Origin of the sequence: Bartonella sp. MR90HLJMH (assembly GCF_042194115.1) — a bacterium.
Classification (GTDB): Bacteria; Pseudomonadota; Alphaproteobacteria; order Rhizobiales; family Rhizobiaceae; genus Bartonella; species Bartonella grahamii.
The window spans coordinates 33,303-59,547 of record NZ_JBHIMM010000001.1; the positions used below are offsets into that span (position 1 = coordinate 33,303).

General features: G+C 38.9%; 18 protein-coding genes. 5 read left to right on the top strand and 13 right to left on the bottom strand.

Annotated features, from left to right (window positions below):
* Nucleotides 1-22: 22 nt before the first annotated feature.
* On the bottom strand, nt 23-1,591 hold the full coding sequence (gene ffh, locus ACFIJ9_RS00180) for a signal recognition particle protein (protein ID WP_375635463.1): 1,569 nt from the start codon (nt 1,589-1,591) through the stop codon (nt 23-25).
* A 230-nt stretch (nt 1,592-1,821) separates the two neighbouring features.
* Nucleotides 1,822-2,478: a carbonic anhydrase gene (locus tag ACFIJ9_RS00185; protein ID WP_375635309.1), complete on the bottom strand. Its 657-nt coding sequence runs from the start codon at nt 2,476-2,478 to the stop codon at nt 1,822-1,824.
* Nucleotides 2,479-2,753: 275 nt separating this feature from the next.
* Here ACFIJ9_RS00185 and ACFIJ9_RS00190 point away from each other — a divergent pair, with 275 nt between their 5' ends.
* Nucleotides 2,754-7,463 carry an NAD-glutamate dehydrogenase gene (locus ACFIJ9_RS00190; protein ID WP_375635310.1) on the top strand — a complete coding sequence of 1,570 codons (4,710 nt, stop codon included), beginning with the start codon at nt 2,754-2,756 and terminating at the stop codon, nt 7,461-7,463.
* Nucleotides 7,464-8,324: 861 nt separating this feature from the next.
* On the opposite strand, the gene ACFIJ9_RS00195 is transcribed toward ACFIJ9_RS00190, so the two are convergent.
* From ACFIJ9_RS00195 to ACFIJ9_RS00210, 4 genes are all read right to left on the bottom strand, one after another.
* Nucleotides 8,325-9,380 carry a DUF2125 domain-containing protein gene (locus tag ACFIJ9_RS00195; RefSeq protein WP_375635464.1) on the bottom strand — a complete coding sequence of 352 codons (1,056 nt, stop codon included), beginning with the start codon at nt 9,378-9,380 and terminating at the stop codon, nt 8,325-8,327.
* A 422-nt stretch (nt 9,381-9,802) separates the two neighbouring features.
* The gene (locus ACFIJ9_RS00200; RefSeq protein ID WP_375635311.1) at nt 9,803-10,549 is read right to left on the bottom strand and encodes a glutamine amidotransferase; all 747 of its coding nucleotides are present in this window, start codon (nt 10,547-10,549) and stop codon (nt 9,803-9,805) included.
* Between the two features lie 145 nt (nt 10,550-10,694).
* Entirely contained in the window at nt 10,695-12,254 is a 1,560-nt protein-coding gene (locus ACFIJ9_RS00205) for a heme biosynthesis protein HemY (protein WP_375635312.1), read from the bottom strand.
* A gap of 11 nt (nt 12,255-12,265) precedes the next feature.
* Nucleotides 12,266-13,450 carry a mitofilin family membrane protein gene (locus ACFIJ9_RS00210; RefSeq protein ID WP_375635313.1) on the bottom strand — a complete coding sequence of 395 codons (1,185 nt, stop codon included), beginning with the start codon at nt 13,448-13,450 and terminating at the stop codon, nt 12,266-12,268.
* 385 nt (nt 13,451-13,835) lie between these two features.
* On the opposite strand from ACFIJ9_RS00210, the gene tsaD reads away from it, so the two are divergent.
* From tsaD to ACFIJ9_RS00225, 3 genes are all read left to right on the top strand, one after another.
* Nucleotides 13,836-14,930, top strand: coding sequence for a tRNA (adenosine(37)-N6)-threonylcarbamoyltransferase complex transferase subunit TsaD (gene tsaD / locus ACFIJ9_RS00215; protein WP_015857065.1), 1,095 nt, complete (start codon nt 13,836-13,838; stop codon nt 14,928-14,930).
* A gap of 609 nt (nt 14,931-15,539) precedes the next feature.
* Complete coding sequence (locus tag ACFIJ9_RS00220) at nt 15,540-15,974, top strand: EVE domain-containing protein (RefSeq protein ID WP_375635314.1); 435 nt, start codon at nt 15,540-15,542, stop codon at nt 15,972-15,974.
* A 793-nt stretch (nt 15,975-16,767) separates the two neighbouring features.
* Nucleotides 16,768-17,448 (top strand): response regulator transcription factor, encoded by a 681-nt coding sequence (locus tag ACFIJ9_RS00225; protein ID WP_375635315.1) that lies wholly within the window; start codon nt 16,768-16,770, stop codon nt 17,446-17,448.
* 143 nt (nt 17,449-17,591) lie between these two features.
* Here the strand turns inward: ACFIJ9_RS00225 and ACFIJ9_RS00230 are convergent, their stop codons facing one another.
* The 5 genes from ACFIJ9_RS00230 to argH form a co-directional block, all read right to left on the bottom strand.
* Nucleotides 17,592-18,362 (bottom strand): class I SAM-dependent methyltransferase, encoded by a 771-nt coding sequence (locus ACFIJ9_RS00230; RefSeq protein ID WP_375635316.1) that lies wholly within the window; start codon nt 18,360-18,362, stop codon nt 17,592-17,594.
* A 223-nt stretch (nt 18,363-18,585) separates the two neighbouring features.
* The gene (locus ACFIJ9_RS00235) at nt 18,586-21,015 is read right to left on the bottom strand and encodes a TIGR02302 family protein (RefSeq protein WP_375635317.1); all 2,430 of its coding nucleotides are present in this window, start codon (nt 21,013-21,015) and stop codon (nt 18,586-18,588) included.
* A gap of 116 nt (nt 21,016-21,131) precedes the next feature.
* Complete coding sequence (lysA, locus tag ACFIJ9_RS00240; protein WP_375635318.1) at nt 21,132-22,406, bottom strand: diaminopimelate decarboxylase; 1,275 nt, start codon at nt 22,404-22,406, stop codon at nt 21,132-21,134.
* 9 nt (nt 22,407-22,415) lie between these two features.
* Entirely contained in the window at nt 22,416-22,595 is a 180-nt protein-coding gene (locus ACFIJ9_RS00245) for an LPS translocon maturation chaperone LptM (protein WP_375635319.1), read from the bottom strand.
* A gap of 51 nt (nt 22,596-22,646) precedes the next feature.
* The gene (gene argH / locus ACFIJ9_RS00250) at nt 22,647-24,047 is read right to left on the bottom strand and encodes an argininosuccinate lyase (RefSeq protein ID WP_375635320.1); all 1,401 of its coding nucleotides are present in this window, start codon (nt 24,045-24,047) and stop codon (nt 22,647-22,649) included.
* A gap of 32 nt (nt 24,048-24,079) precedes the next feature.
* Between argH and ACFIJ9_RS00255 the strand changes: the two genes are divergently transcribed.
* Complete coding sequence (locus ACFIJ9_RS00255) at nt 24,080-24,775, top strand: TlpA disulfide reductase family protein (protein WP_375635321.1); 696 nt, start codon at nt 24,080-24,082, stop codon at nt 24,773-24,775.
* A 1-nt stretch (nt 24,776) separates the two neighbouring features.
* On the opposite strand, the gene ACFIJ9_RS00260 is transcribed toward ACFIJ9_RS00255, so the two are convergent.
* Nucleotides 24,777-25,253, bottom strand: a complete 477-nt coding sequence (locus ACFIJ9_RS00260) for a YaiI/YqxD family protein (RefSeq protein WP_375635465.1) — start codon at nt 25,251-25,253, stop codon at nt 24,777-24,779.
* A 31-nt stretch (nt 25,254-25,284) separates the two neighbouring features.
* Nucleotides 25,285-26,139, bottom strand: coding sequence for a YihY/virulence factor BrkB family protein (locus tag ACFIJ9_RS00265; RefSeq protein ID WP_375635322.1), 855 nt, complete (start codon nt 26,137-26,139; stop codon nt 25,285-25,287).
* Nucleotides 26,140-26,245: the final 106 nt, after the last annotated feature.

Consider the following 26,245-nt stretch of genomic DNA (forward strand, 5'->3'; position numbering starts at 1 on the left):
TATTCCTTTCCCTCTTTACATCTTATTTTTTCTTAGGATGCTGAGGAAATTTTCCCCTATCAGCAATGTCATTGGAAAGACCAGGAAATGTAGGTCCACGCTTGGGAAGTCCGGGTAAGAGCTTCCCTCCATTACCATTTTCAATTTGCTTTTGAAGTGTTGAGAATTGCTTTAGATCCAATCCCGACAAATCAGGCATAGCTGGAGAATCCCCCCCCAAATTTCCCATACCACCAAAACCCATTTTGGAACCAAGTCCTCCCAACATTTTTCCCATAAAACCACTTTTTCCTTTACCACCCATAGCTTTCATCATATCAGCCATTTGGCGATACATTTTCAAAAGTTTATTAATATCAGCTGCCGTTGTACCAGATCCCTTAGCAATTCGTTGTTTGCGGCTATGTTTTAAAAGCTCTGGATTCGCCCGCTCTTGCGGTGTCATAGATGAAATAATGGCCAATTGACGATCAAACAAACGATCATCAAGCCCCGCGGCCGCAATCTGCTCTTTGACCTTCCCCATTCCTGGCAACATGCCCATAATACCGCCCATTCCACCCAGTTTTTTCATTTTCTGCAACTGTTCTGCAAGATCATTCAGATCAAATTTTCCGGCTTGCATTTTTTTTGCAAAAGCAGCAGCTTTCTCATGATCCATTGTTTCAGCAGCTTTTTCAACCAAAGAAACAATATCCCCCATTCCGAGAATACGATCAGCAATACGGCTGGGATGAAACTCTTCTAAAGCATCTATTTTTTCACCAGTTCCAATTGCTTTAATTGGTTTACCTGTAACCGCACGCATAGAAAGAGCAGCACCACCACGCCCATCACTATCCATACGTGTTAAAATAATCCCTGTAATCCCTACACGCTCATCAAAAGAACGAGCAAGATGAACGGCATCTTGCCCTGTCAAACTATCAGCCACCAACATAATTTCATGAGGAAGGGAACATGCTTTAATTTCAGCCAATTCGAGCATCAAAGCTTCATCAATATGATTACGTCCTGCTGTGTCAAGAAGAAGCACGTCATAACCACCCAATTTAGCAGCCTGCACGGCACGTGATGCAATATCAACGGGCAGCTGTCCCGCAATAATAGGCAAGCTTGCAAGTTTCGCCTGTTCTCCCAATTGGCGCAACTGCTCCTGTGCAGCGGGACGACGTGTATCTAATGACGCCATAAGAACTTTTTTATTGTGCTTATCAGTGAACCGTTTCGCAAGCTTTGCTGTTGTAGTTGTTTTTCCGGAACCTTGCAAACCAATCATCATGATAACAACTGGAGCTGGTGCATTTAAATCACTCAGAACGCTTTCATTTCCAAGAATATGAACCAATTCATCATGAACAATTTTAACCACCATCTGGCCTGGTTTAATTGATTTAACGATTTCGGCCCCAACGGCTTTTTCCCGAACCCTATCGGTAAAAGAGCGTACAACATCAAGAGCAACATCAGCTTCCAATAAAGCGCGACGAATTTCACGCAGCGCCTCTACAACATCCTGATCCGATAAAGCGCCACGTCCCGTCAAATGAGACAGGATAGAACCAAGTCGCTCTTGCAAGGATTCAAACATCATTTACCTCATTGTTGCATAACAAACAAACCAAAATAGCATCCGAGAACGCATCGCGCCGTCGGATGTTGACCTCTGAGATCTCTTTATACCCTTAAACTGGGGTCTCAGTCGGTGGCTCCAAGTTAATTTTGTCACTGAAAGCTTGCTCCTTCAAACAATAAAACCCCAGCTTTGTCAAGTTTTATCATAAAATGTCTTTTTATACGAAGAAATAAAAACAGCAAATACTATACTTCAAAACTTTCAACTTCAACACGCATAAAACAACCTGTTTCCTGTTCCATACTCCATAATTTCCCGCTAGAGATATCAAACCAAACCCCGTGTAATGTCAAAAAACCTTGATCTTTGCGAAGCTTTATCCACGGAAACGTCTCTAAATTTCTCAACGAATGGCGAATAGAAAGCTGCTCTAATGCCGTCTGTTTTTCTGGCCAAGACAGCGACTTATTATTCAAAACGATTTCTGCTGCTGGTGCTAAGAGACTTATCCATTGACCAATAAAATCATTTGATGATAAAGATTTACATGTCTCTTTAAGAGCAGTACGAATGCCTCCACAATGGGCATGACCAAAAACGACAATATGTTTCACCTCGAGCAATTGCACAGCATATTCAAGAGCTGCTGATGTTGCGTGATATTGATCATCAGGAGAAAAAGGAGGAACCACATTTGCCACGTTGCGCAAAGTGAAGATTTCCCCTGGCTTAGCATCAAAAATCATTTCTGGCACTGCACGCGAATCACAACAAGCAATGACCAAAACTTCAGGTTTCTGCCCTTCAATCACCAATTGCTGATAATGTGCTATTTTATATAAAAAATGATTGTTTATAAAATTTTGGTAACCACTTAAAAGTCTTGCTGGTAAACGCGCCATTCTCTCTTTACTTCTGCTTCTTTTTTTACTTTACATTTTGTATATTTAAAAAAACAAACTATTAACATACAAAAATACTAAAAATGCCCTTTCTCTGACGCAAAATATTTCTTTAAAGTACAAACTATTACTAAAAAATAGCAAAAACAAACTCATTCTTTCCAAATAAAGAGCTGTTTTCTTCAGGAAGAAGGTGTTACAGTATACGAAAATATGATGGTCAGCTTTCAATAAAGAGAAGAGAAGACCCCTAAGAGCAAAAAGGGAGAGTGGATGTGTTGCAACCAAAAAAAACAGAAACAAAAAACACCCAAGATAAAATAGAACAAATCCTTTTTGCTCAAACCGATGAAGAAGATATTGTTTATTACGAAAATAAAGAACTTCAAAAAGCCGCAGCCGTCGCAGTAAAAGCTTTTAATCTCCATCAGACGGGAAAAAATACTATCTACTTTGAACAAAATTTGACCCGTAATAACAAGCCTATAACCGCTATCACGCTTGTCAATGATAACAAACCCTTCCTTCTCGATTCTATTTTAAATGTTTTCAATCAACACAAAAACCATATCTATTTGATTGCGCATCCTATTCTTGATTGTGCTTCTGGAAAACGCATCAGTCTGATGCAAATTCACATCGAGTCATTAAACAAACAGCAAATACAAAAACTTGAAAATGAACTCACCTTAGTTCTTGGACAGGTGAATGCTGCTGTACAAGACTGGAAGCCTATGCTTGAAGAAGTTAAAAAGCATATTCATGCCTACCAAATAAGTCTTCCCCCGCACTACAAACAAGAAGGCGAAAAAGCTATTGAATTTCTTCACTGGCTAATGGACGATAATTTCATTTTCCTTGGTATGCGCACCTACAACTTCATCAAAGACCAAAAACCCCTAAAATCCTTTACAGCGAGTAATATTGAACTTGGTATACTCACGGATGCTTCTATTCATATTGTTGACGATGAAAGTATGAAAGAACCTCCTCAAGAAGTTTTATCCTTCATGGAAAGCGATAATCTGTTTATCGTGACAAAAGCTAACAGCCGCTCCAAAATTCACCGTTCTGTTTGGCTCGACTATATTGGTCTTAAAATCTTTGATAAAAAAAACCAACTCTGTGGAGAATTACGCATTGTAGGGCTTTTTACCTCCTCAGCTTATACACGTTCTATTTTGCAAATTCCTTTCTTAAAAGAAAAAGCCCAAACTATTATTCAACGTCTTGGACACAATCACGCCGATTATTCAGGAAAAGCACTTATCAGTGCTTTAGAAACCTATCCAAGAGATGAAATGTTTCGCTCTGATGTTGATACATTGACAGAAAACACCAAACTTATTCTACAATTAGATGAGCGCCCACGTTTACGGGTTCTTGCCCACACTGATTCTTTTGGGCGCTTTGTTTCTATACTTGTCTACGTACCGCGTGACCAATATAGCAGCAGCCTGCGTGAAAAAGTTGGCGAACATTTTGTTGAGCTCTATAAAGGCGACTTTTTTGAATCTTATCCGCTATTTTTGGAAAGCACCCTTATACGTGTCTATTATATCATCCATCGCAAAGGAAACGAAACTGTTCCCCTTCACGAGCGCTCCACACTTGAACAACATGTACGTTCGATTGCACGAAGTTGGGAAGACAGCGTTCAAGCCATCGCTCTTGCCCAGAAAACAACAGAGCAACAAACACGTCTAGCCAGCGAATTTCCCAACAGTTATCGTGATTTATTTTCAGCTGAAGACGCTATTAACGATGCCGGACATATTTTAAATCTTCATGATGAGAAGCCCCTTTTCGTGAACTTTTATCACGCACAAAACAAAGAAAAACGTACCATTTCTCTTCGGCTTTTTCACCGCCATGAAGCTCTTGCCCTTTCCAAACGTGTACCACTCCTTGAAAATATGGGATTTCGCGTTATCGCTGAACAAACCCTTGAATTACCAGATGGCTATGGGCACTCTGTGTATCTTCATGATATGCAGCTAGAAAGCACTTTCCAACTCTGTATCGATTTTGAAAAAAACGGTCAAAAACACGCCGAAACCTTTGAGGCCATTTGGGCACAAAATGCTGATAATGACGCTTTTAACGCGCTCACCCAAACAGCTGAACTTGATTGGTATGAAATTGTTATTTTGCGCCATTATGGGCGCTATCTCCAGCAAGCTGGTATTCCTTATTCGCAAGATCGCGTTGCCCAAACTTTAAATGCTTATCCTGACATTACCCAAGATCTTTATACTTTATTTCATTTAAAATTTCACCAAAGCCATACAGAAAAAGAACGGGAAAAAAGCCAACAGGTTATTCAAAAGCGTATTGGAGAAAAATTACGGAAAGTATCTGGTTTAGATGATGATCTCATCTTACGCCGTTATTGCAACCTTATCGATGCGAGTTTACGAACAAATGCCTTTACGCCTCTTGACGATGGAAGTCCACGGCGTATTTTAGCCACCAAATTAAATCCGCGCCAAATTGAGGGTTTGCCTGAACCACGCCCTTACCGAGAAATTTTTGTTTATGGACCGGAAGTTGAAGGGGTGCATTTGCGTTTTGGACCTATCGCTCGTGGCGGAATCCGTTGGTCTGACCGTGCATTAGATTATCGCACCGAAGTCCTCAGCTTAGTCAAAGCCCAACAAGTTAAAAATGCGGTTATCGTTCCTGCAGGTGCAAAAGGTGGTTTCTATCCCCATCGGCTTCCCCAAACAAATGACCGTGCTCTCATCGTAGAAGCAGCACGACAAGCTTATACAGACTTTATCACAGCTTTGCTCTCCATTACAGACAATCTGATTAACGGCAAAATAAGTTCTCCCCCCAATGTCATCTGTCATGATGACCCTGACCCCTATTTTGTTGTCGCAGCAGACAAAGGAACAGCAACTTTTTCTGATACCGCCAACGCCATCAGCCAAGCAAATCACTTTTGGCTCGATGATGCTTTTGCCTCTGGAGGCTCAGCAGGTTACGACCACAAAGCCATTGGTATTACAGCCAAAGGTGCATGGGAAGCTGTCAAAAGACATTTTAGAGAAACATTTGATCAGGATATTCAAACAACGTCCTTCACCTGTGTCGGTGTTGGAGACATGTCTGGCGATGTCTTTGGTAATGGGATGCTGCTTTCCAAACAAACAAAATTGATTGCCGCTTTTGATCACCGCGATATCTTTATTGATCCAGATCCAAGCATAGACGAAAGCTATGCAGAGCGTATGCGCCTTTTTAAACTTCCTCGCTCCAGCTGGCAAGATTACGATCAAAGCAAATTATCAAAGGGCGGTGGCATCTTCTCACGAAAAGAAAAAACCATTACTCTCTCACCTGAAGCAGCACAAGCCATTGGTTTTGAAAAACAAACAGGAACACCCTTTGAAATTATTTCTGCTCTTCTCAAAGCCCCTGTTGATCTTTTATGGTTCGGCGGCATTGGTACTTATATCCGCGCAGCAACAGAAAATGATGCCCAAGTAGGTGATCGTGCAAATGATGCGATACGCATTACCGGAGAGCAAGTGCGTGCAAAAATTATTGGCGAAGGGGCTAATCTTGGTGTTACACAACGTGGACGGATTGAATATGTCTTAAATGGTGGTCGATGCAATACGGATGCCATTGATAATTCTGCTGGTGTGAATTGTTCTGATATTGAGGTCAATCTCAAAATTGTTCTTGCATCAGCACTACGCGCCAAAACATTAACCCGCGAAGAACGCAATAAGCTCTTGAAAAAAATGACACCTCAAGTCGAGCAACTCGTCTTGCGCAACAATTATCTACAACCCCTTGCTCTTTCTTTGGCGGAAAATCAAAGCACTACTGATTTGCCCTATCAAATACGCTTTATGCACGATTTAGAACAAAAAAAGCTTCTAGATCGTAGAGTTGAAATACTCCCTGATGAGCAAATTTTACGACAAAGAACAACCCAAGGCAAAGGTCTTCTCCGTCCAGAACTCGCTGTTATTTTTGCGTATGCTAAATTAACCTTAAAAGAAGAAATTGCTAATAGCCCCATTGTTGATAATCACTATTTCAATACAACCTTGCTGAACTATTTTCCAACACAAATTCAAGAAAATTTTAAGAAGGAAGTCATTAACCATCAATTGCGTCGTAATATTATAGCAACGCTGATTGCCAACGATATTGTAAATCGTGGAGGCCCCACTTTTGTTAATAGACTACACGATGCAACAGAACAAAAAGCTGAAAATATTATTCGCGTTTTCATTGCCATTCGCGATGGTTTTGAAATTCCTCAATTGTCTGAGCAAATTGATAAGCTTGATAATAAAATACCCGGTCTTGTCCAAAACAAATTCTACGCAGCAATGACCCCAATGCTCTTTGAAACAACCAATTGGGGTTTACACAACATAGATCTCTCACGTCCATTAGAAGAAATTGTAAAAACAATAAAGCAAGCCCGTAGCGTTATTGAACAAGAGCTTATGCATTCTCACGACAACGATATTAAGCAAAAAATTGAAGAAAAAGCATTACACTACAGCGAAGAGGGAGCACCAAAAGCATTAGCGAAACAATTAGCTCTCTTAGAAGCTGCTTCAACAATCTGTGATATTTCTTTAATTGCAAAAAAAAGCAACAGTGATCTTATTAAAACCGCAGAGATCTATTTTTCACTTGCGCAAATCATTCGTATAAACCGCATTAACGAAGCAAGTCGTATAATTCCTGTAGTAGATTATTATGATAGTATGGCTTTAAGCCAAGCAAAAGAAAATGTTTCTGAAAGCTTACGGCAAATCGTTATGAAAATCCTCAAAAATTATGGAAAGAAAAAAGATCCTTTTGACACTTGGAAAAAAACAGAAGAAGATCATATTCACAAAATTACAAACCACATTAGTGCCCTTATTGAAAATGATCTCAATATTTCTCGTTTTACTTTTGCAGCAGGATTGATTTCTCAACTACAAAATACCGGCTTTCAAACCTAAAGCAAATACAAAACGACCCACTCAATCTCCCGTTCTATCCATCCATGACTAATCAGTAAGGAAAGAACGGAAGCGCTATCCCGCATTTTTAGACAAAGCACTTAAAATAAAAAATAAATTCAAATTTTACTGTCAAACATCCTTCAACATAAAAATATAATATATTGATTTACAATCATAATTTTATTATTTTTATGTTGAAGGAGAAGCTGATATTCTAAGTTTGTCTCATTTCAAATCTGTTTATATTCAATCAACTAAACGCATTTCCCCTTGCATATTGCAAATGGGAAAACCGTATAGATAAAAAATATTAAAGAAAGAACTAAATGCCCCTCATAAACCACCTCAAATGCCAAAAGCTGTATAAACATTAGGAGTGGGAAAATATAAATATGATGGTGCCCCCCTTAGCTTCTTACTCCATAAATGAAAAGATGGACGTCCATTTTCCCCTTTACAACTTCATATTCTCATCCAACTAGGCTGTTTTACCTATTTCAAAGGTCACCCTAAACAGACATATGCAATATACTCAAATTCCATACATAAAGAAAAAAGGTTCCTAACACGGCACCACACTACCTGTATAAAAAGGCAATTCAGCATACTTTAAAATGCCACTTTTTCCACACAAACACTGTTGCTATATGTAGTTTGACATAAGATTTTGTACTAAGTGAAAAGAGGTGGGATTAGTTAGGAGTAAGTGGTAATTTTTTATTTTTACAGCTATTTTTTTACCATTAAATACGCATTTTGTTAAAATAGATTTTGACACTCTAAAATTGCAAAAAAGTGTGAAAATCAGAAAAAATCGAAATTTGGTGGTAAAAATGAAAAAAGGCTTGGGTATAAAACCTAAAGTGGAGCGAGACGACCAAGTTTTAAAAAACCTAATTTTACCCACCCATTGTTAATGAGCAAGGGGAGAACGGGAGCGCCATCGGCATTTTTAGGCAGTGCACCCAAAATAAAAAATAACGCTTGAAGATTATTGTCCTGCGCGGGAAATAAGCGCTGCAAAGTGTTAAGAAGCTTCATGGGCTGAATATGGACAAGTTCGAATTCTGCTGTCAAATATCCTTCTTCATCAAAAGAAAAAGGTCCACTAATACGTAACCCACCGCCTGTATGAAAAGTCAATTCACCTTGCTTTAAAAGCCCACTTTTTCCATACAGTCGCTGTTGCCAATTTTTTCCTTCATCTTCAGACAAAAAAGAGATGTCATTTAAAATCACTTTCAAGTTACCATCAATTTTTGGGACATCAACAAAAGAAGATGTAAAAACCAGAGAAACATCAAAACCGTCAAAAGTTATATTTCCCAATAAATCATTATTTTCATGTTTCAGATCAAAGCGCAAAAATTCTGCCGTTATTTTTTGAGGCGTATCTTTTGTCTCTAACGGCTGAGTAATCATGTCATGCGTATTTTGCAAAGATGCCTGATCTTCTACATTTTCCTGTGTCGTTTTTTTATCTGTTGTTTGTGCTCCTAATGCTTCTTGAGGTTTTTTATCTTCAAGGGAAGAGGAAAGTGGTGAAATTTCAAGCCCTTCAGCTATAAACTTCAATGTTTTACCCGTTTTCCAATAAGGTTCTGTTTCAATAACCAAATTGCGCCAACGCGATACTATAGAAGTTTGTCCGGAAAAAACAATGGATGCAGGAGAATGAACATTAAACTCGACCAAATGAGGTGCATAAATTGGTGCACCAGCCGTCAAACGCCCCGTCGATAAAGAAACCCCATGTAAAGGCCAAGAAAATTGAAAATTGTCGCAAACAACACCGATACGTAAAGGATAACCATCCTTGCGCACATTCTCACATACCGCCGCCATATTATAGGAAGACGCTTTTGCAAATATATCAGAAACTTGCTCTTCTATTTTACGTGAAAAAAAAACCAGAGTGCGCTATAAATAAATATCAGAGCAAGACAAACGAGCCCACAAATTAAATAGCTCAAAGAAAATCTCTTTTGTGATGACGGTATTTGAAAGGATTTAGACAACATTAAAACTTTCTTTATCTCTTAACTTCCTCCCCACCCTAAAAAGGACAAAGATTCTTAACCACAGTCAGTTTATAAACAATACAACTTCTTAATCGACCGGATTTTATCTACTGATCACTTCAAGGAGTTCCTATACATCGTTCTAAAGTACAGTATCTCATAAGCCTAATCAGCAAGATCTTTTTAAGAAAATCCGTTACACTTTCTAACAAAAAATACCTCATGTGTAAAGTTTTACATGAGTTTTCTATCTCTACCTTAAACGATACTGTTTTACAGCACAACAAGAACGATAATGAATAGTGTTTCTAACACTCACACAAATGCGGGCGGTACACAAAAAATCTGTCGTAATGCACCTTCAAACCATTGGCTTAAAGCTTGATCATAAATTAAACGACCTTTCAAATGTGCACAAGCAGGTTGAGCACCTTTTTCAGTCAATTTATGTGCCGAACGCACGACCAAACGCCGCATCATAGCACGTGTAAACTCAGCATGAAATTGCAAACCCCATGCATTGTTTCCATAACGAAAAGCTTGTGTAGGATATGTATGCCCTGTTGCCAAAAGCATTGCCTCTTTCGGTAAATCATAAATACCTTCCTCATGGAAATGGTAGACCATTTCTGGCCAATTCATCAATTCCTTCCCTTGAGGGGTTGCTTCTAGTGGATACCAGCCGACTTCTACAGTCCCATCACTTCTTGTACCAACGCGCCCCCCTAGATTTCGCGCTAACATTTGTGCTCCAAGACAAATACCCAAAAAAGGCTTATTTTCCTTTAGTGATAACGAAATCCAATCAATTTCCTCACCAATATAGGCTTCGCTGTCATTCACACTCATCGGTCCCCCTAAAATAACAACACCGGCATAATGCTCTAATGTATCAGGGAGTTTTTGTCCAAAAATAGGACGATAAATATCAAGAACAAAACCATTTTGTTGTAAAAATTTTCCTAAACGACCAGTATAGGTAGACCGCCGATGAATAACAACAGCAATCCTTGGTTTGTTATTTTTTTGTTTTTTATCAAGACATCTCTGATTTAAAAACATTTTTTAACCAATCACCTCTGCAACTAAGCAAAACTTCATTTTTAAAGCATAAGAGAATAATTTTATTGGACAAGACTAATGATGTTTTTTCTTCTAGGTTAATTATTTCTTCTTAGAAAACACTCATATATCACATTGGCGCAATTTAAAATAAACGAAATTTTTTCCTCGATAAAGATGTTTCTTCTTCTGTTTTCACCCCTGGATCATCAACATTTAAGTGAGTTTGACTGAACATTTTTACATCTTGTTCTTTTATATCTTGTTTCTCCACCTGCACATTATGCAAAAGAGAATCGTCTATGGGTGTTAATTTTTCAAGCTTCTTATCTTCAACACCATCACTTTTTCCCATAACATACTCTTTGCCTTGCTTTTTCGGCACAATATTGTCCGCCTCTAATGTGAGAGAAGGCATACAGGGAGGCGCCTTCCATTCAAAACCGCCCAAACGTCCACTGATTGGAGAAACCGCTGACCAAGAAGAAAAAATGGACCCATCACACATCCATACTGGATCACGTTCAGCACGAAGTGCTAAAGAAAGCCATTGACGCACAGCACCTTGATTGTTTCCCTGTGCCTCTTCAATATCTGCCAACAATAAATAAACACTTTCCCGTGGATGACATTGTAATGCTTTTTTTGCCTGCTCTCTCGCTAATGCTGTTTCACCAGCATCTAAAGCTGCTTTAGCAATAAGGAAAGCCGATTCAAATGCATCTTTATTATAAGAAGCAAGTGTCCTAGCCCTTTTCAATCGCCCAATAGCTCCTTCTTCTCTTTCGAGATAAAGCGCCGCCAAATCAGGATGAGGATCCTTTTGCCAAGCCGCTATAATCATTTTATCCGCTTTACGCGTTTCATTTAACTTATAAAGAATATCAGCAGCAATAACTATTATTGGAACAAAATCAGGTGCCAATTTATGGGCTTTCAAAATGGCTTCACGTGCGTGTACAGGATGTGTATCAAACAAAGAAAGTGCCTGCCCACTTAATAGTAAAACCTGTATATGCTGCCGCTCTGGAGTCGCGCGAACAGAACGCGGAAGAGCTTTTTGCGCTCTTTCAAAAATAGTAAGTGCCTTATCCCATTTACCCTCAGTACTTAACCGATCAAGCACCGCCTGATGCGCCCATAAAAGTGCTGGCGATAAAGTCAGCGCCTCTTCGGCATATTGTTGCGCTGCCTCATAAGCTTTACTCTTCATCGCTTCACGAAACAAACCATAAAGTCCAACCAATTTTGTCGAATCTTCCTTTCTCATCCCCTCATAAAGACCGATGGCGCGAACAGAGTTATTTTGTAAAGACAAGGTTTGCGCTTGTAAGAGTTTTACCAATGGCTCTTGTTTTCCTGCAAGATATTTAGCAACCTGTGCTTCCATTTTTTGCGCAACCATACTATCACCAGCAAAAGTTGCAAGAATCCCCTTTGAAAGAGCTTCATAACCGCGCTTTTGATTGCGTTTATACAAATAATTGGAAAGAGCACGCGGTAAGGAAAAAAAGAAAGACAATAACCACCATAAAAGCACCAGCGTTACAAAAAGCAAAATAAGCACACTTAACACTGTAAGCAATGAAGCAGAAAATCTGAAATGCAAAAATGTAAGAACAAAAATACCATTGTGATTAGCAACCCACGCGAAAGCTAAACCGAGGATACAAACAACAAAAATATAAATAAAAACACGTATCATCTTGGGCCTATTTACATCTTTGTTGCCTTAAAAGATCCTTGTTGCACAGACAATAACAATTGCTGCAACAACTGTTGAATAGCAATATGTCTTTCAAGCTGCTTAACAAAATCCATTGAAACATCTTTTGCACTTTGAGGCAATGATTGCCATTCGCTCAAAGCCTTTTCGTAATCACCAGCTTGAATGGCAACTTCCATGCGTGCCGCAATAGCCCCCAGCGTCGTCCCTTCAACATTGCCAATCGGTCGCGAAACAATGAGCCCTTTTATCCACGCTAAAATTCGGTCAAAAAAACCAGCATCTGACGCAACAATATTTTGCGTACCAACAATTGCATCGGCAACATGAGAAAAATCAACAGAAAGTTGTGCTGAACTTGGAAGACCCACAGTAGCTGTTTTTTGCAACACATCAAGTCTATCAATCGAAGGCGATAATTGCTGTAACAGCTTTAATTCATTATTATAAGATCCACCACGCTCTATAGCATTTTTTAATGAACTAATTGCAGTAAAGAGCGCGGTATCTATTTCTTTTTTCTCACTATTTTTAACAGCAGTTTCTTCCTGTATAGCTTCTAACTGTTGTTTTAACGCAGCAAGATCATTTGCATTGCTCTGCCCAACAGACAAAGCCGTCTCTATCTCTTTCGACTCTCTAACAAAAGTTTGTATAGTTTCTTCAAGAGCTTTTACTTTTTCCTCTAAAATCGCAAAAGCTTTTTTGATTTCTTCTTTCGATAGTTCATCGTTTTTCGTTGTTTTAAACTGTTGTGATGAAAAAGAAGAAAACTCTGTTTTTAACGCATCGATTTCTTGAAACACCCGTCTCAATTGTTCCTTTGTGTCTTCACCTTGACTTTTTGCGGCTTCAGCAATCTGCAAAGCTTTTTCCCCTCCAGCAGAATTTTCCACAAAAGAAGAAGGAAAAAAACCAGCCCATTGAAGCCCCATAAAAATTCCCAAAGCAATGAATCCCCCCAAAATCCCAGAAAAGGACAAGAAAAACCAAGTTGTACGAGAGCTACTTTTATCCTGACCTTGCATATTCTGTTTTTCTCGCGCATGAGACTCTACAGAATCGTGGATTTTTTCCTCTGAATCATGGGGAACAGCTTCATGTTCAATAACTGGTTTCTTACGGCGCGTACCAGCATAATGTGGTTTAACTTTTGGTTTTGAAGAATCGACCATCTCTGTCACTTTTTGTGCACACTTTTTTTAATGATAAAATAATAAAATGAAAAAAGTTTTAAAAATGAAGCTTTTCTCAAATATCTTCGTTTGTTTTACATTCTTTTTATAAAGAGTATAACTTTATAGAGATTTTCCAAATCTCATTTTTTTCAATAATATTTACAATTATAGACTTTAATAGACAAGTTTTAAAAAACACATTTGCATTTTATACTCAAAAATACAGCTTTATTTTTTAATCAACAATATCATGAAATTCAAAGAAAATGCCAAAACACATATTTTTTCATAGAAAAATCAATTCTGAGAGAAATACTTTGCATCTTTTTCTGTTCATGGTACGCACGCAGGAAAGAAGCTTCAATATAAGGTTTTGTTTAAAATGCGTCTGCTGGGAATAGAAACAAGTTGTGATGAAACGGCAGCGGCTGTCATTGAATATAACAATGAATCAAACAGCCGAATTCTTTCCAATGTTGTTTGGAGCCAAATTGATCACCATGCACCTTACGGCGGTGTTGTTCCTGAAATTGCTGCTCGTGCCCATGTTGAAGTTCTTGATCATTTAATTCTGCAAGCACTAACAGAAGCAAACACAAAATTAAAAGATATTGATGGCATTGCAGCCACCAGTGGACCAGGTTTGATAGGAGGATTGTTGGTAGGCGTTATGAGCGCAAAAGCTCTCTCTCTTGCCACTGGCAAACCATTTATTGCGGTAAATCACTTAGAGGGACATGCTTTAACAGCTGTGTTAACGCACAACGTTAGCTTTCCTTATTTATTACTTTTAGTTTCAGGGGGTCATACACAAACAATCATTGTTCATGGAGTAGGTAACTACCAACGTTTAGGAACCACCATTGATGATGCATTAGGAGAAGCCTTTGATAAAACTGCAAAACTTTTAGGTCTTCCTTATCCTGGTGGACCAGCACTTGAAAAAGCAGCTTTATTTGGTGATAAAAATCGCATCCCCCTTCCACGCCCTTTAAAAGGTGAAAAACGGTTAGATTTTTCTTTTTCAGGACTCAAAACTGCTGTTCGACAAGCCGCAACAGCCATAGCTCCTCTTACGGAAAATGATATTGCTGACATTGCCGCAAGTTTTCAAGCCGCCGTGACCGATACAGTACATGATCGTATTCACCTAGCCCTACAACACTTTACCCACCAATATCCTCTCTCTCATGATCAAGGAAAGCGTTCTCCTGCTTTGGTTGTCGCAGGCGGTGTTGCTGCAAACCAAGCCATTCGTTCTACGTTGCAAGAACTTGCCTATCAACATGGTTTTGAATTTATAGCTCCTCCTCTTTCCTTGTGTACCGATAATGCTGCAATGATTGCTTTTGCCGGTGCACAAAAACTCGCACGAGGAGAAACAAGCTCTCTTGACATTGCACCCCGTTCACGCTGGCCATTAGATGAAAAAGCCACGCCCTTGATCGGGATGGGACGCCGTGGAACAAAAGCATAATAACACTGACGCCCCACACACATCTTAAAGAACGAAGATTTCTACTCAATCCGGTCTGTAGATAGTCCGAATTCCCTATCGAGCGGATTCCACCTGCTTCCCACTCACACAATTCACTTAATCCAAAGCTCGACACGCAAACCTAAATATGCACCACACATTCTAAAAAATTTCATGTTTCAAAAAACTGCCTTATATCATTACACTTCAAATGACGGTATTTTACGGCATAATAAGATCTATTCTCTCCCACGAAGTATAGATATGAAAACCATTCTTTGACCTCATCATCTTTGATCATCTATTCGTTTCATTGCCGTTGTAATCTTGAAGCTTTTTAGAATCAATTTTCTTAATTTTCTCCAAAAAACTCTTATAGTGACCGCATTTCAAACCATAGCTGAAAAGATAAGCAAAGAGCAAAATACCCTTATACAACATGAAATATCAATGAATCGCGTTTCTCTGCTACACGTTATTTTGAAACAAGAAAAAACAAATAATGCCCGTTCTTTACCCCATTTTAAAAATCATCGTTGATGGTGTTACAAAGATGCTTATAAAAATGCACATGATGAATGCATAACAGTCTATGAAAAAGGAGAACTCATGGCTTATTGGCTTTTTAAATCTGAACCCCATAAATGGTCATGGGAGATGCAAAAGAAAAAAGGAGCTGATGGCGAACAATGGGATGGTGTACGCAATTATCAAGCCCGTAATAATATGCGCGCCATGAAATATGGCGATAAAGGTTTTTTTTATCACTCAAATAAAGGTTTAGAAATTGTAGGCATTGTAGAAATATGTGCTGAAGCACACCCTGATTCTACAAGCTCTGATCCACGCTGGGAATGTGTGGATATCCGCGCACTTTGTGACATGCCAACACCTGTTTCATTAAAACAAATTAAAGCCAATCCCAAGCTAGCAAATATGGTACTGGTTAATGCCAGCCGCTTATCAGTGCAACCCGTGACAGAAGATGAATGGAAAGAAGTTTGTTTGATGGGCAACCTTAAGATGGAAATGCTTTTATCTTAAAACAATAATTTTTATTCATTAGCTCATATAAAAAGATGCTTCATAGCATTGCATAAAAAACCTCTTTATGATGCATCTTTTCGGCATTGCTAAAGACAAAGCTTACTCAACGATTATAATAAGCAACACCACAAACATCACACACAGACCCCTTCGCACACAAATGCAACGAAAAAACAAAACTGAACGTGGATAAAAAACAATAAAAATAACCGTGAAATTCTCCTAAACAGTGCATATGTGTAAGGTGTTGCACAGTTATCTTCACGCTTAAAAAACGCATCATATTGAGTGTTCATTGTTTTACATGTTGGATGAGAGCCCCTCATACCGCAGGATTCTCTCATTCCCAACCTGTTTATATTAAATCAATCAAAAGCTATTTTCTTTCACATTACAAGCAGGAAAAGTCCCGTATGGATAAAAAACGTGAAAGAAAGGACTAAAAATTCCTCTTATGAAGAGTCTCAAGTGCCAAGGACTATCCGCAACACCCACGAGCTGGCAAAGTGTATGATAGTGCCGGCTTTATTTCTCCATAAGCGTAAAGATGATAACACTCAATAGCTAAAACACGTTCTAGAGCATAAACAAATGCTTCCAACCAATACGTAAAATACTCTGCAGACGGAAATACCTTCTTTTCGGCAAGCAACCATAGAAATTATAAAAGTTTATTTTTTAGAAACGCTCTTTTTTAATTTTCCTGTTTTAATTTTTCTTGCATGAAATCTCATTTTTCATGAAACTACTCTTTACCAATCAGTGCCTCAACATGCCTATAAGGAAAAACATGAACCACTATACTCTTTTAATTGTTGAAGACGATAATCTACGCCCCATTTTAGTAGAACAATTGCAAATGCATCAAGAGTTTGAAATTTTCCAAGCAAAAACAGCAGAAGAGGGAATGAAAATAATCCAAGAAGAAAATATTGATCTCGCTATTTTGGGACTTGAACTTCCTGATCTTGATGGTTTCAAAGCCGTGAAAAAATTACGCATCCAAGGATTTCGTGCCCCCATTATCATGATAACAAATCATGATACAGACTGCGATAATATTTTAGATCTTGAAACAGGCGCCAATGATTATGTGACAAAACCCTTTCGCTTTGCGGTGTTATTAGCGAGAATTCGAGCACAGTTGCGCCAATATGAACAAAATGAAGACGCAACCTTTCATTTTGGCCCCTATACTTTTAAACTAAGACAAAAACTTCTTCTTGATCAATGCAACAATAAAATCTGTCTCACAGAAAAAGAAGCAGCAATTCTTAAATGTCTCTATTATGCTAATGATAAAATTGTCAGCCGTGAAACATTGTTAGAACAAGTTTGGGGTTATAATGAAAATATTGTTACCCATACTTTAGAAACCCATATCTATCGTTTGCGACAAAAAATCGAAAAAGATCCCTCCAATGCACAAATTCTCATGACAGATCAAAATGGTTATCGTTTAAATCTTTAATTCGAGATTTACTATTTCAAAAACAATTTTAATATCTTAAATGAAAACAAAAACGAGATGAAAAAACCTTCACATATAATGTGCAAAAATTGAAATAAGGGAAGCCTTCTATATTTGCGATTCTTATGCCAATGGCAAAATGATTAATTATCTTTATAAATTAAAATATTTCGCACTTGTGGTGATAAAGCAGGAATAAAAACACGTCGCGATTGACGACGCTGTACCAGCAAACCTTGATAAACACGTTTTTGTGCCTGACACATTAAGAGTCCACCAAAATAAGGCAAAAGATAGCGTGCAAATGGCTCATAAAAAAATGAGAACAACCGCGAAACATAACCCGTAGAGGGCATATAATGTACAATTTCTTGTATTGGCCCAGAAACAAAATTTGTTTTTTCGAACAAACGTGTAATTTGTTGCCGACTATAAGGCTCGCCATAACCAAAGGGCGTAGTAATACTGCGCGCCCAAAAGCCAGAGCGATTAGGTACAATAACGATCAAGTGGCCATTGGGTGCTAAAACACGCCATATTTCATTCAACGTTTCAAATGAATTTTCTGTATATTCTAATGCATGTACCAATAAAATACAATCAACTGACGCATCAGGAAGCGGCAAATCTTCTTCAAAAACAAGCGCTGTAGCAACTTGCTCAGCACAAGGCCAAGGCGAAGCACCCTGGGAAGCTGGCATAAAAGCAAAACATTGTTGGGCACGTTCACGCAATGTAGAAAGATAAGGAAGTGCATAACCCAACCCCATAATCCGTTTATCCGTAAGATTAGGCCACCATAAATTCAATTGGTCACACAGCGTCTTTTGCACACGCAGCCCAAGTGCAGAAGCATAAAAATCTTTCAGCGTAACGATATCCAATTCAACATACCATGTAGAAACAAATTCCAAACATTACAGATTTTCATATACCCAAATTATATGGACTTCTGCTCTTTTTCCGCAATAGCGAATTATTTCAATATTTCATATTTTAAACTTAAATGATTAAAAAATCAGTACAGCAGGATGATTATTGCGTTACAAGCGCTTTAATCATTTTCTTGGAGATGAACCCCATAGAGGTTCTTCATACACTGTTTCTGACATCAATTAAGAAAAAAGCCAACACTGGTTAATTAAAATGAAGCAATCTTTCAAGATAGTTTTTTTCTTCTTCTGGAATATGCTCTTTACCAAGACGTTTGCGAATTTCATCCAAAATCTGCCGCGTACGCATTTGATCACTTTTTTGTGGTAGTGCCTCACCTTCTTGTCCTTCATCTGTTTTTGAAGAAAGTGGACGTCCTAACGGATCTTTAGGACCAGAATCAGCATTTTGATCATTTCCCGTTTCTTTGAGTGTCTCGCGCATTTTTTTCAAAACATTTTGTGCACCTTGCCTCAAAGATTCCAAAGCGTCAGACTGATTTTGTATAGATACCTGATGATTTCCATTATCAAGAGCATTTTCCGCAGAATTCATTTTTTCTTCTGCCCTTTTCAATGCGCCTCCTGTTTCAAATCCTTGTTCTGATAATTCTTTTTCTAATGTTGATAATTCAGACTGCAATTCAGCTTGACGTTTTTTTAAAGATTTTTTCTGTGTTTCCGGCACATTTTCTCCGCGTTTTTGTTCCATCTCTAACTGATGTGTTTCATTGAGAATTTCTTGCTGACGACGCATTAAATCTCCAAGCTGGTCCATCTTTTCTTTCATTTGTGCAGATTGGCTTTTTTCTCCCTCATTTTGATTGCCTTTTTGCACATGCAAATGATCAAGCGTCTGTTCAACTTCCGCCAAGAGTTGTTCAGCTGCTAAAGAAGAGCCCGTTTTAGCCATTTCCTCAATTAAATTTAGCTTTTCTTGTAGTGTAGCTTCAGAAAGATTGGTGCTTTTTGAGCTTTTAGAATTTTTAGAAACTTGAGTATCTGGTGCTTTTTCAGCCAAAGCACGAATATACTCATCCATAGCTTGACGTAAATCTGCCATAAGGCGTTCAATTTCTGCCGCTGAAGCACCGTAACGCAATGCATCACGTAAAGCAGCTTGTGCTTGTTTTAAATTTTTTTGCACGGATTCAAGCTGATTGTCTTCAATACCCAAAGCAATTTGCCATAAATAATCCACCACACCACGCAAATCCTCTTCTGTTTGTGCTAAAGAAAGTCTTGTCCACGCACTTTGTAGAACAAGAAAATGCATTACATTTTGCACCCCCCTTTCTGGACGCACAAGCAAAGCAGAAAGCATATCCAATACACGCTCTCTCGCAGAAGCATCAAGCGCTAATAAACGACGCAATTCACTCACCGCACGCGCGACAGGATTTGAAAAAACGTGTTGCGGTAATGTCATAACAAAAGTTTTGCTACGCCCTTTCTGCCCCGCACCATCTTCTGCCACCAAAGTAATTTTGACTTGCGAACCCGCCCATGGATGCGCTGATATATCTTGCACCATCCGCATTTTCCCCTTTCCACCACGCGGAAGAAGAAGCTCTATTTCCGGAGCATTATAAAGAGAAGAAGCACTTTTATTCTGAGGAAGAAAAGGCTCTATTTCAACAAAAGCCTTTGTCACACCATAATCATCATCCACCACATATCGTAACTCTAACGATCCCGTTAAAATCCGCCCTGGTTTTTCCAGCCAATGAATTGTCGGAAGCGTGTCCTTGATCATCTGCAAATGCCACTGCTGTTTTTTACGACGTGATGATACAAATAAATTCATTGAATGATTTAAATGTGTTTCAAAATGAGCGATTGGATCATTCAAAGCTGTTTGTTCCGTTTTCTCTGAAAACGAAATTTCCCTCCCATCTTCTACAGACTTTGCTTTTACTGTAACGCCAGCCCCATTGACAACACGCACAACAACATTACTCCCTTCAGGGATTTCTAGTTGTGTTTTCTCATCTTTTGTCAAATAAATCGGTGCCACACCGGTATAAGCAGGTGGTGTTACCCAAGCATCAATCCGCATGAATTTTTCATCAACAACAGGACGAAAATCAAAGGCATCAGCCAAACGCCCCCCTTGTGAACCAAAAGAAAAACTAAAAGCGCAAACAAAAAGAAGAACACACAAAGCCCTCAAAGCCAAAGGATCATAATCCGCACTATTAAGAGAGATAAATCCAGTTTTTAAATGGTATAATTGTTTTGCCATTCGGCGTTGATGTTCACGCCAAATAACAGCACTAAAATCTTCATCATTTTCAGAACATAAACGATCTATCTGAATATTCAAAGGCTGATGTCTAAGATCATTGACGCGTTCAAGACGGCAATTCACTTCCCGTATTGTGGGAAACCGAAAACGAACAAGAAAAAATAAACTCGCTCCAGCACAAACAAGTATAACCCCAAGTAAGAGCAAATGTGACCAATAGCCCAAAATGCCAAAAAGTCCCAACCAGCTAAACGAACAAAAGAGACTAACAACGAGGAAAAATGGCAACAACCGTACCCACATCCGTTCAAATGAAAGGATTCCCCACATCAAAATGCGCACACACAAAAGCTTCATTGCAAAGCCTTTGATGTTTTTATTTTTCATAAACAAGCATTTATCCCCTTTTATCGTGGTGCATTAAGATCATAAACCCCATACAAGACAATTTCTAGAAAATAAATTGTTTCATCAAAGTTTAGTAAAAATAAGACCAAAAACACTTAAGAATTCTCAACCCAATCAGGAATATGATCACATCCCATCAATTGAGCATAATCAAGACGTGGACGAATAACCGCATAACACGTATCTTGAACGAGAACTTCTGGGACCAAAAGTCGGCTATTATAAGTACTCGCCATCACAGCACCATAAGCTCCAGCTTGCGTAATTGCTAAAAGATCACCGGGTGCCAAAATCGGCAAGTAACGATCTAATGCTAAATAATCGCCAGTCTCACAAACAGAACCAACAATATCTGCACGAATAAGGGGAGCGTCTTTTGCTGCTTTTTTCACAAGGACGACATTTTGCCAAGCATCATAAAGCGTTGGACGCATCAGATCATTCATCGCCGCATCTACAATAACAAAATTCCGCCCTTGTCCCCTTTTTAAATAGAGAACAGATGTCATCAGTACACCAGCTTGACCCACAATGCTCCGCCCCGGCTCCACAACAATATTAATCCCTAAAGGAGCAATATATTTCTTTACCAGCGCAGCATAATCAAAAGGAGAAGGTACAGTATGTTGTTCACAACCATAGGCAATACCAAGCCCACCACCGATATCTATATGCGTTATTGCATAGCCATCGCTCCACAATTGACGCACACAATCTGCAATAAGAAGGAATGCCTCTTCAAATGGCTTTAAGTCACAAATCTGACTGCCAATATGCATATCAATACCGCAAACCTGCAATCCAGGTAAAGAGTCCGCTTTTTTATAAGCCTCTCTTGCCAACAACAATGGAATACCAAATTTATTTTCAGATTTTCCTGTTGTAATTTTCTTATGGGTCTTCGCATCAACATCTGGATTAATGCGCAATGAAACACGTGCTATCTTTGAAAGCGCAACAGCACGTTGAGATAACTGTTCAAGTTCCGGCTCTGATTCAACGTTAAAACAATAAATATCCTGAGCAAGAGCAAAATCTATCTCTCTCATGGTTTTACCAACACCAGAATAAACAATACGATGTGCCGGAATACCAACAGCAAGGGCGCGCCGTAATTCCCCTTCTGAAACCACATCAGCTCCCGCTCCATTGTTCGCTAAAAGCCGTAAAACTGCTTGATTAGAATTGGCTTTAACCGCATAAGCAAGCAGACTAGGCATCCCTTGAAATGCCTTTTTATAGTCTTTAAAACGTGTAACCAATGCATTGGCGGAATAACAATAAAAAGGAGTCCCCACCTCCTGCGCAAGAACAGCAAGTGAACAACCCTCAGCATGAAGCATACCTTGATGGTAAGAGAAAAAATCCACACTTTCCTCCTACTTTATCAAACGATCAAGAATAAAAGGTTTATCACCTTCACTTTGAGTAACAGATGTTCCTTGCACAGACTTTTCCACACTTGTAAGAGGCATTTCCAATGACCCTTTACGCCCACACCCAGCGACACAAACGCCTCCTAAAAGGACAATCATTAACCCCTTTAATATAATTTTCATCTGTCCTCTTTCCTCATCTCGATCTCTTTTTTACCTTTAAAATACAATCACTCAAGCGCTCACAAGACGCTTTTTCCAATACGTAATTTGCCGAAGAACCTCTGAAGGTGCTGTTCCCCCAAAGCTTTTGCGACTTTCAACAGATTTTTCAACGGTCAAAACATCAAAAAGTGTCGCATTGATATTAGGACAAATTGCTTGAAGTTCATCCAATGATAAATCCTGAAGGCGACACTGTTTTTTTTCTGCTAATGCCACAGCACGCCCTGTAATATGATGTGCTTCGCGAAAAGGAATCCCTGATTCGCGTACAAGCCAATCAGCAAAATCGGTTGCAGTTGCATAGCCAGAATCAGCGGCTTGTTTCATAGCTTCTTTATTAACTTTCAAATCAGCAATCATCCCTGTCATTGCTGCTAGTGATAATTCCAAACTCAAAGCCCCATCAAAGACATATTCCTTATCTTCTTGCATATCCTTCGAATAAGCAAGGGGTAACCCTTTCATCACCGTTAACAGCCCCATTAATGCGCCATTCAACCGTCCTACTTTAGCCCGCACAAGTTCGGCAGCATCAGGATTTCGCTTTTGCGGCATGATAGACGAACCAGTTGAAAAAGCATCTGATAAACGAATAAAATAAAACTGTTCACTTGACCAAAGAATTATTTCTTCTGCTAAACGTGAAAGATGTGTTGCACAAAGAGCGCCAGCGCTTAAAAATTCCAATGCAAAATCACGATCTGAAACACTATCAATCGAATTGCGTGTTGGTTCTCGAAAGCCTAGCGCTTTTGCTGTCATAAAACGGTCAATTGGAAAGCCTGTCCCTGCTAAAGCAGCCGCCCCTAAAGGCGATTCATTCATTCGCTCAAGAGCATCACGCATCCGCGATAAATCTCGACCAAACATTTCAACATAAGCCATCATATAATGGCCAAATGTTACCGGTTGTGCTGATTGTAAATGCGTAAAGCCTGGCATAAAGGTATCAACATGTTGTTCTGCTCGAATAAGCAATTGCTCTATCAATCCTTTTAAAGCTTGTGCTATCTTTTGCGTTGCTTCACGCACCCACAAGCGAAAATCAACAGCAACTTGATCATTGCGTGAACGCGCCGTATGCAAACGCCCTGCTACAGGACCAATCAATTCGCTCAGCCGCGCTTCAATATTCATATGAATATCTTCAAGCTTTCGTGAAAAAACAAATTTACCGTCTTCAATTTCTTGGCGAATAAGTTTCAAACCATGAACAATTTTTTTATAATCTGATTGTGAAATGATTTTCGTTTGCGCTAACATAGCCGCATGAGAAAGGGAACCTTCAATATCTTGTCGATAAAGTTTTTGATCAAAATCAATTGAGGCATTAATTTCTTCCATAATTGCAGAAGGACCTGCCGCGAACCGACCACTCCACATTTGGTTCTTTAACTTCTCATCTGTCATATTCTGAAAACACCCATACAAAGGACAAAATTATGATTTCTCAAATTTTCACCAGCGAAAAAAACAATAAAAAAAGGCAATTCTCCCTTGCATTCTTTATCATTGCATTGAGTTTATACGCAACCACAAACTACGATAACAAAAGAGAGTCTTTCCTTTTCAATTTCATTTCAGCAGCAAAAGCACAAAAAATAAACATTGATAAAACACGAGAAGAAAAAATGATGGCAATCCGAAAAGCAGCAAAAGGCTTTTTTAGCCACATACGATTTGCTGATACGCCCTCAGATATGAAGAAACTCTCTTTCAAGGATATTCAAGGAAAAGAGCACACACTCAGCGAATTTATTGGAAAACCGATGCTGATCAATCTATGGGCTATTTGGTGTGCACCTTGCCGCACAGAAATGCCCGAACTTGCGCAATTAAAACACGAATTAGGTGGAGAAAACTTTGATGTCATAGCTATTAATATCGATAAAACTGCTTCTCCTGAAAAAATTCAGCAATTTTTACAGAATATTCATGCGAATAATTTGCTTTACTATCGCGATGAAACAATGGATATTTTCAACAATGTTAGAAAACAGGGGCTTGCTTTAGGACTCCCCATTACATTTCTCATCGATAAAGAGGGATATCTCATTGCTTCCTTCAATGGTGCAGCTCCATGGGCCAATGACGATGCCAAAGCACTTATAAAAGCTGTTATAAAAGAAGCCCTATAACCTAATAACCGCGTCTTTTTAAACGTTGTATAACGAGATCCAGTGCTGATAAAAAAGCAGAACGGTCTTTACGACAAAAAGGACGGAGACCACCCGTTATACTGCCCTGTCCCCGCAAATCTTCCATCAAATTGCGCATCGCCAAAGCCTGACCAATTGAATTTACATCAAAAATACGCCCCGTTGGCGAAAGACAAAAACCCCCAGCTTGCACAACCCGTGCTGCTAAAGGAATATCACTGGTAATAACAATACTTGCCTCATGCACATGTTCTACGATCCAATCATCAGCACCATTGAATTCACCAGCAACGACCACTCTTTCAATGAGTGCTTCATCCGGAAGGGACAAAAAACGATTTGCCACAACAAATGTCTTAAGCTGATAACGATTCATCACACGATAAACTTCATCTTTTACAGGACAAGCATCCGCATCAATCAACAAAGTGATAGCAGGCTTTATTGGGATATTCATACCTTGGCTTTCACGCAATAGTTAGGTTCTTTCATTCATCTGAATGTTGCAAATGCTTGCGATAAAACATTATCGCCGCGTTTATTTCTCCTCCCAAAATAAAAATTGCACTCAATATGTAAAGAAAAATAATAGCAACCATAATAGATGCTAACCCTGCATAGGTAGAAATATAATCAAACATTGTTAAATATTGAGCAAAAGCAATTGAAGCCATAAACCATACAAACATTGTCAGTACAATTCCTGGTAAAATATCTATAAACTTCCGCCGCTCTGCTGGTAGCCATTTATGAACAATCAAAAGGCTTACAAAGAGAACAACCGCTGCGATTATGTAACGCCATAGACGAATGATACCGATATATTCTGTAATGAAAAAAGAATGATTTTGCATAATCTTGATCAGCAGAGGTGTTAAAATCAACAAAACGCTGATCACAATAAGACCAACAGCTCCAAGAATCACAAAAAACAAACTTTGAAAACGACAAAACAACAAGCTACGCCGATCAACAACACGATAAGCTCTATTTAAAGCTGTACGTAATGCCTCTATCCCATTAGAGGCAAAATAAGCCGCTCCAATGACAGAAACTGTCAACACTCCTCCCCGCTGTATGGTTAAAACATTGATAATTTCCTGAGATAAAGGCTCTGCAATGACATCTGGTAATAACTGCACAAGTGCTTTGATTTTTTGCGGTGTATATGTAAAAGCACCAAGAAAACTGGCAAGAGAAGTTCCAAAAATAAAAAAAGGGAAAAATGCTAAAAGCCCAGAGAGCGCGACATGGCTTGCAAAAGCACTCCCATTATCACGCCAATAATGGCTTACTGCGTCAACAAGGATACGATAGCTATACCAAAAGATATTTCTTAACAAATCTCAATACTTTCTGGTAAAACTCTTCCTCTGTCTATTTCAAGCTTTATAAAAATCATCAAAACCCTGCAAACAAACATTTCCCAATGTTGCAATATAAAGGGCA

What these genes read in the sequence shown, in the direction of transcription:
- ffh (WP_375635463.1), bottom strand. Translation starts at nt 1,591, where the DNA reads ATGTTTGAATCCTTGCAAGAGCGACTTGGTTCTATCCTGTCTCATTTG.
- ACFIJ9_RS00185 (WP_375635309.1), bottom strand. Translation starts at nt 2,478, where the DNA reads ATGGCGCGTTTACCAGCAAGACTTTTAAGTGGTTACCAAAATTTTATA.
- ACFIJ9_RS00200 (WP_375635311.1), bottom strand. Translation starts at nt 10,549, where the DNA reads ATGTTTTTAAATCAGAGATGTCTTGATAAAAAACAAAAAAATAACAAA.
- ACFIJ9_RS00205 (WP_375635312.1), bottom strand. Translation starts at nt 12,254, where the DNA reads ATGATACGTGTTTTTATTTATATTTTTGTTGTTTGTATCCTCGGTTTA.
- ACFIJ9_RS00210 (WP_375635313.1), bottom strand. Translation starts at nt 13,450, where the DNA reads ATGGTCGATTCTTCAAAACCAAAAGTTAAACCACATTATGCTGGTACG.
- tsaD (WP_015857065.1), top strand. Translation starts at nt 13,836, where the DNA reads ATGCGTCTGCTGGGAATAGAAACAAGTTGTGATGAAACGGCAGCGGCT.
- ACFIJ9_RS00220 (WP_375635314.1), top strand. Translation starts at nt 15,540, where the DNA reads ATGGCTTATTGGCTTTTTAAATCTGAACCCCATAAATGGTCATGGGAG.
- ACFIJ9_RS00225 (WP_375635315.1), top strand. Translation starts at nt 16,768, where the DNA reads ATGAACCACTATACTCTTTTAATTGTTGAAGACGATAATCTACGCCCC.
- ACFIJ9_RS00235 (WP_375635317.1), bottom strand. Translation starts at nt 21,015, where the DNA reads ATGAAAAATAAAAACATCAAAGGCTTTGCAATGAAGCTTTTGTGTGTG.
- ACFIJ9_RS00245 (WP_375635319.1), bottom strand. Translation starts at nt 22,595, where the DNA reads ATGAAAATTATATTAAAGGGGTTAATGATTGTCCTTTTAGGAGGCGTT.
- argH (WP_375635320.1), bottom strand. Translation starts at nt 24,047, where the DNA reads ATGACAGATGAGAAGTTAAAGAACCAAATGTGGAGTGGTCGGTTCGCG.
- ACFIJ9_RS00255 (WP_375635321.1), top strand. Translation starts at nt 24,080, where the DNA reads ATGATTTCTCAAATTTTCACCAGCGAAAAAAACAATAAAAAAAGGCAA.
- ACFIJ9_RS00260 (WP_375635465.1), bottom strand. Translation starts at nt 25,253, where the DNA reads ATGAATATCCCAATAAAGCCTGCTATCACTTTGTTGATTGATGCGGAT.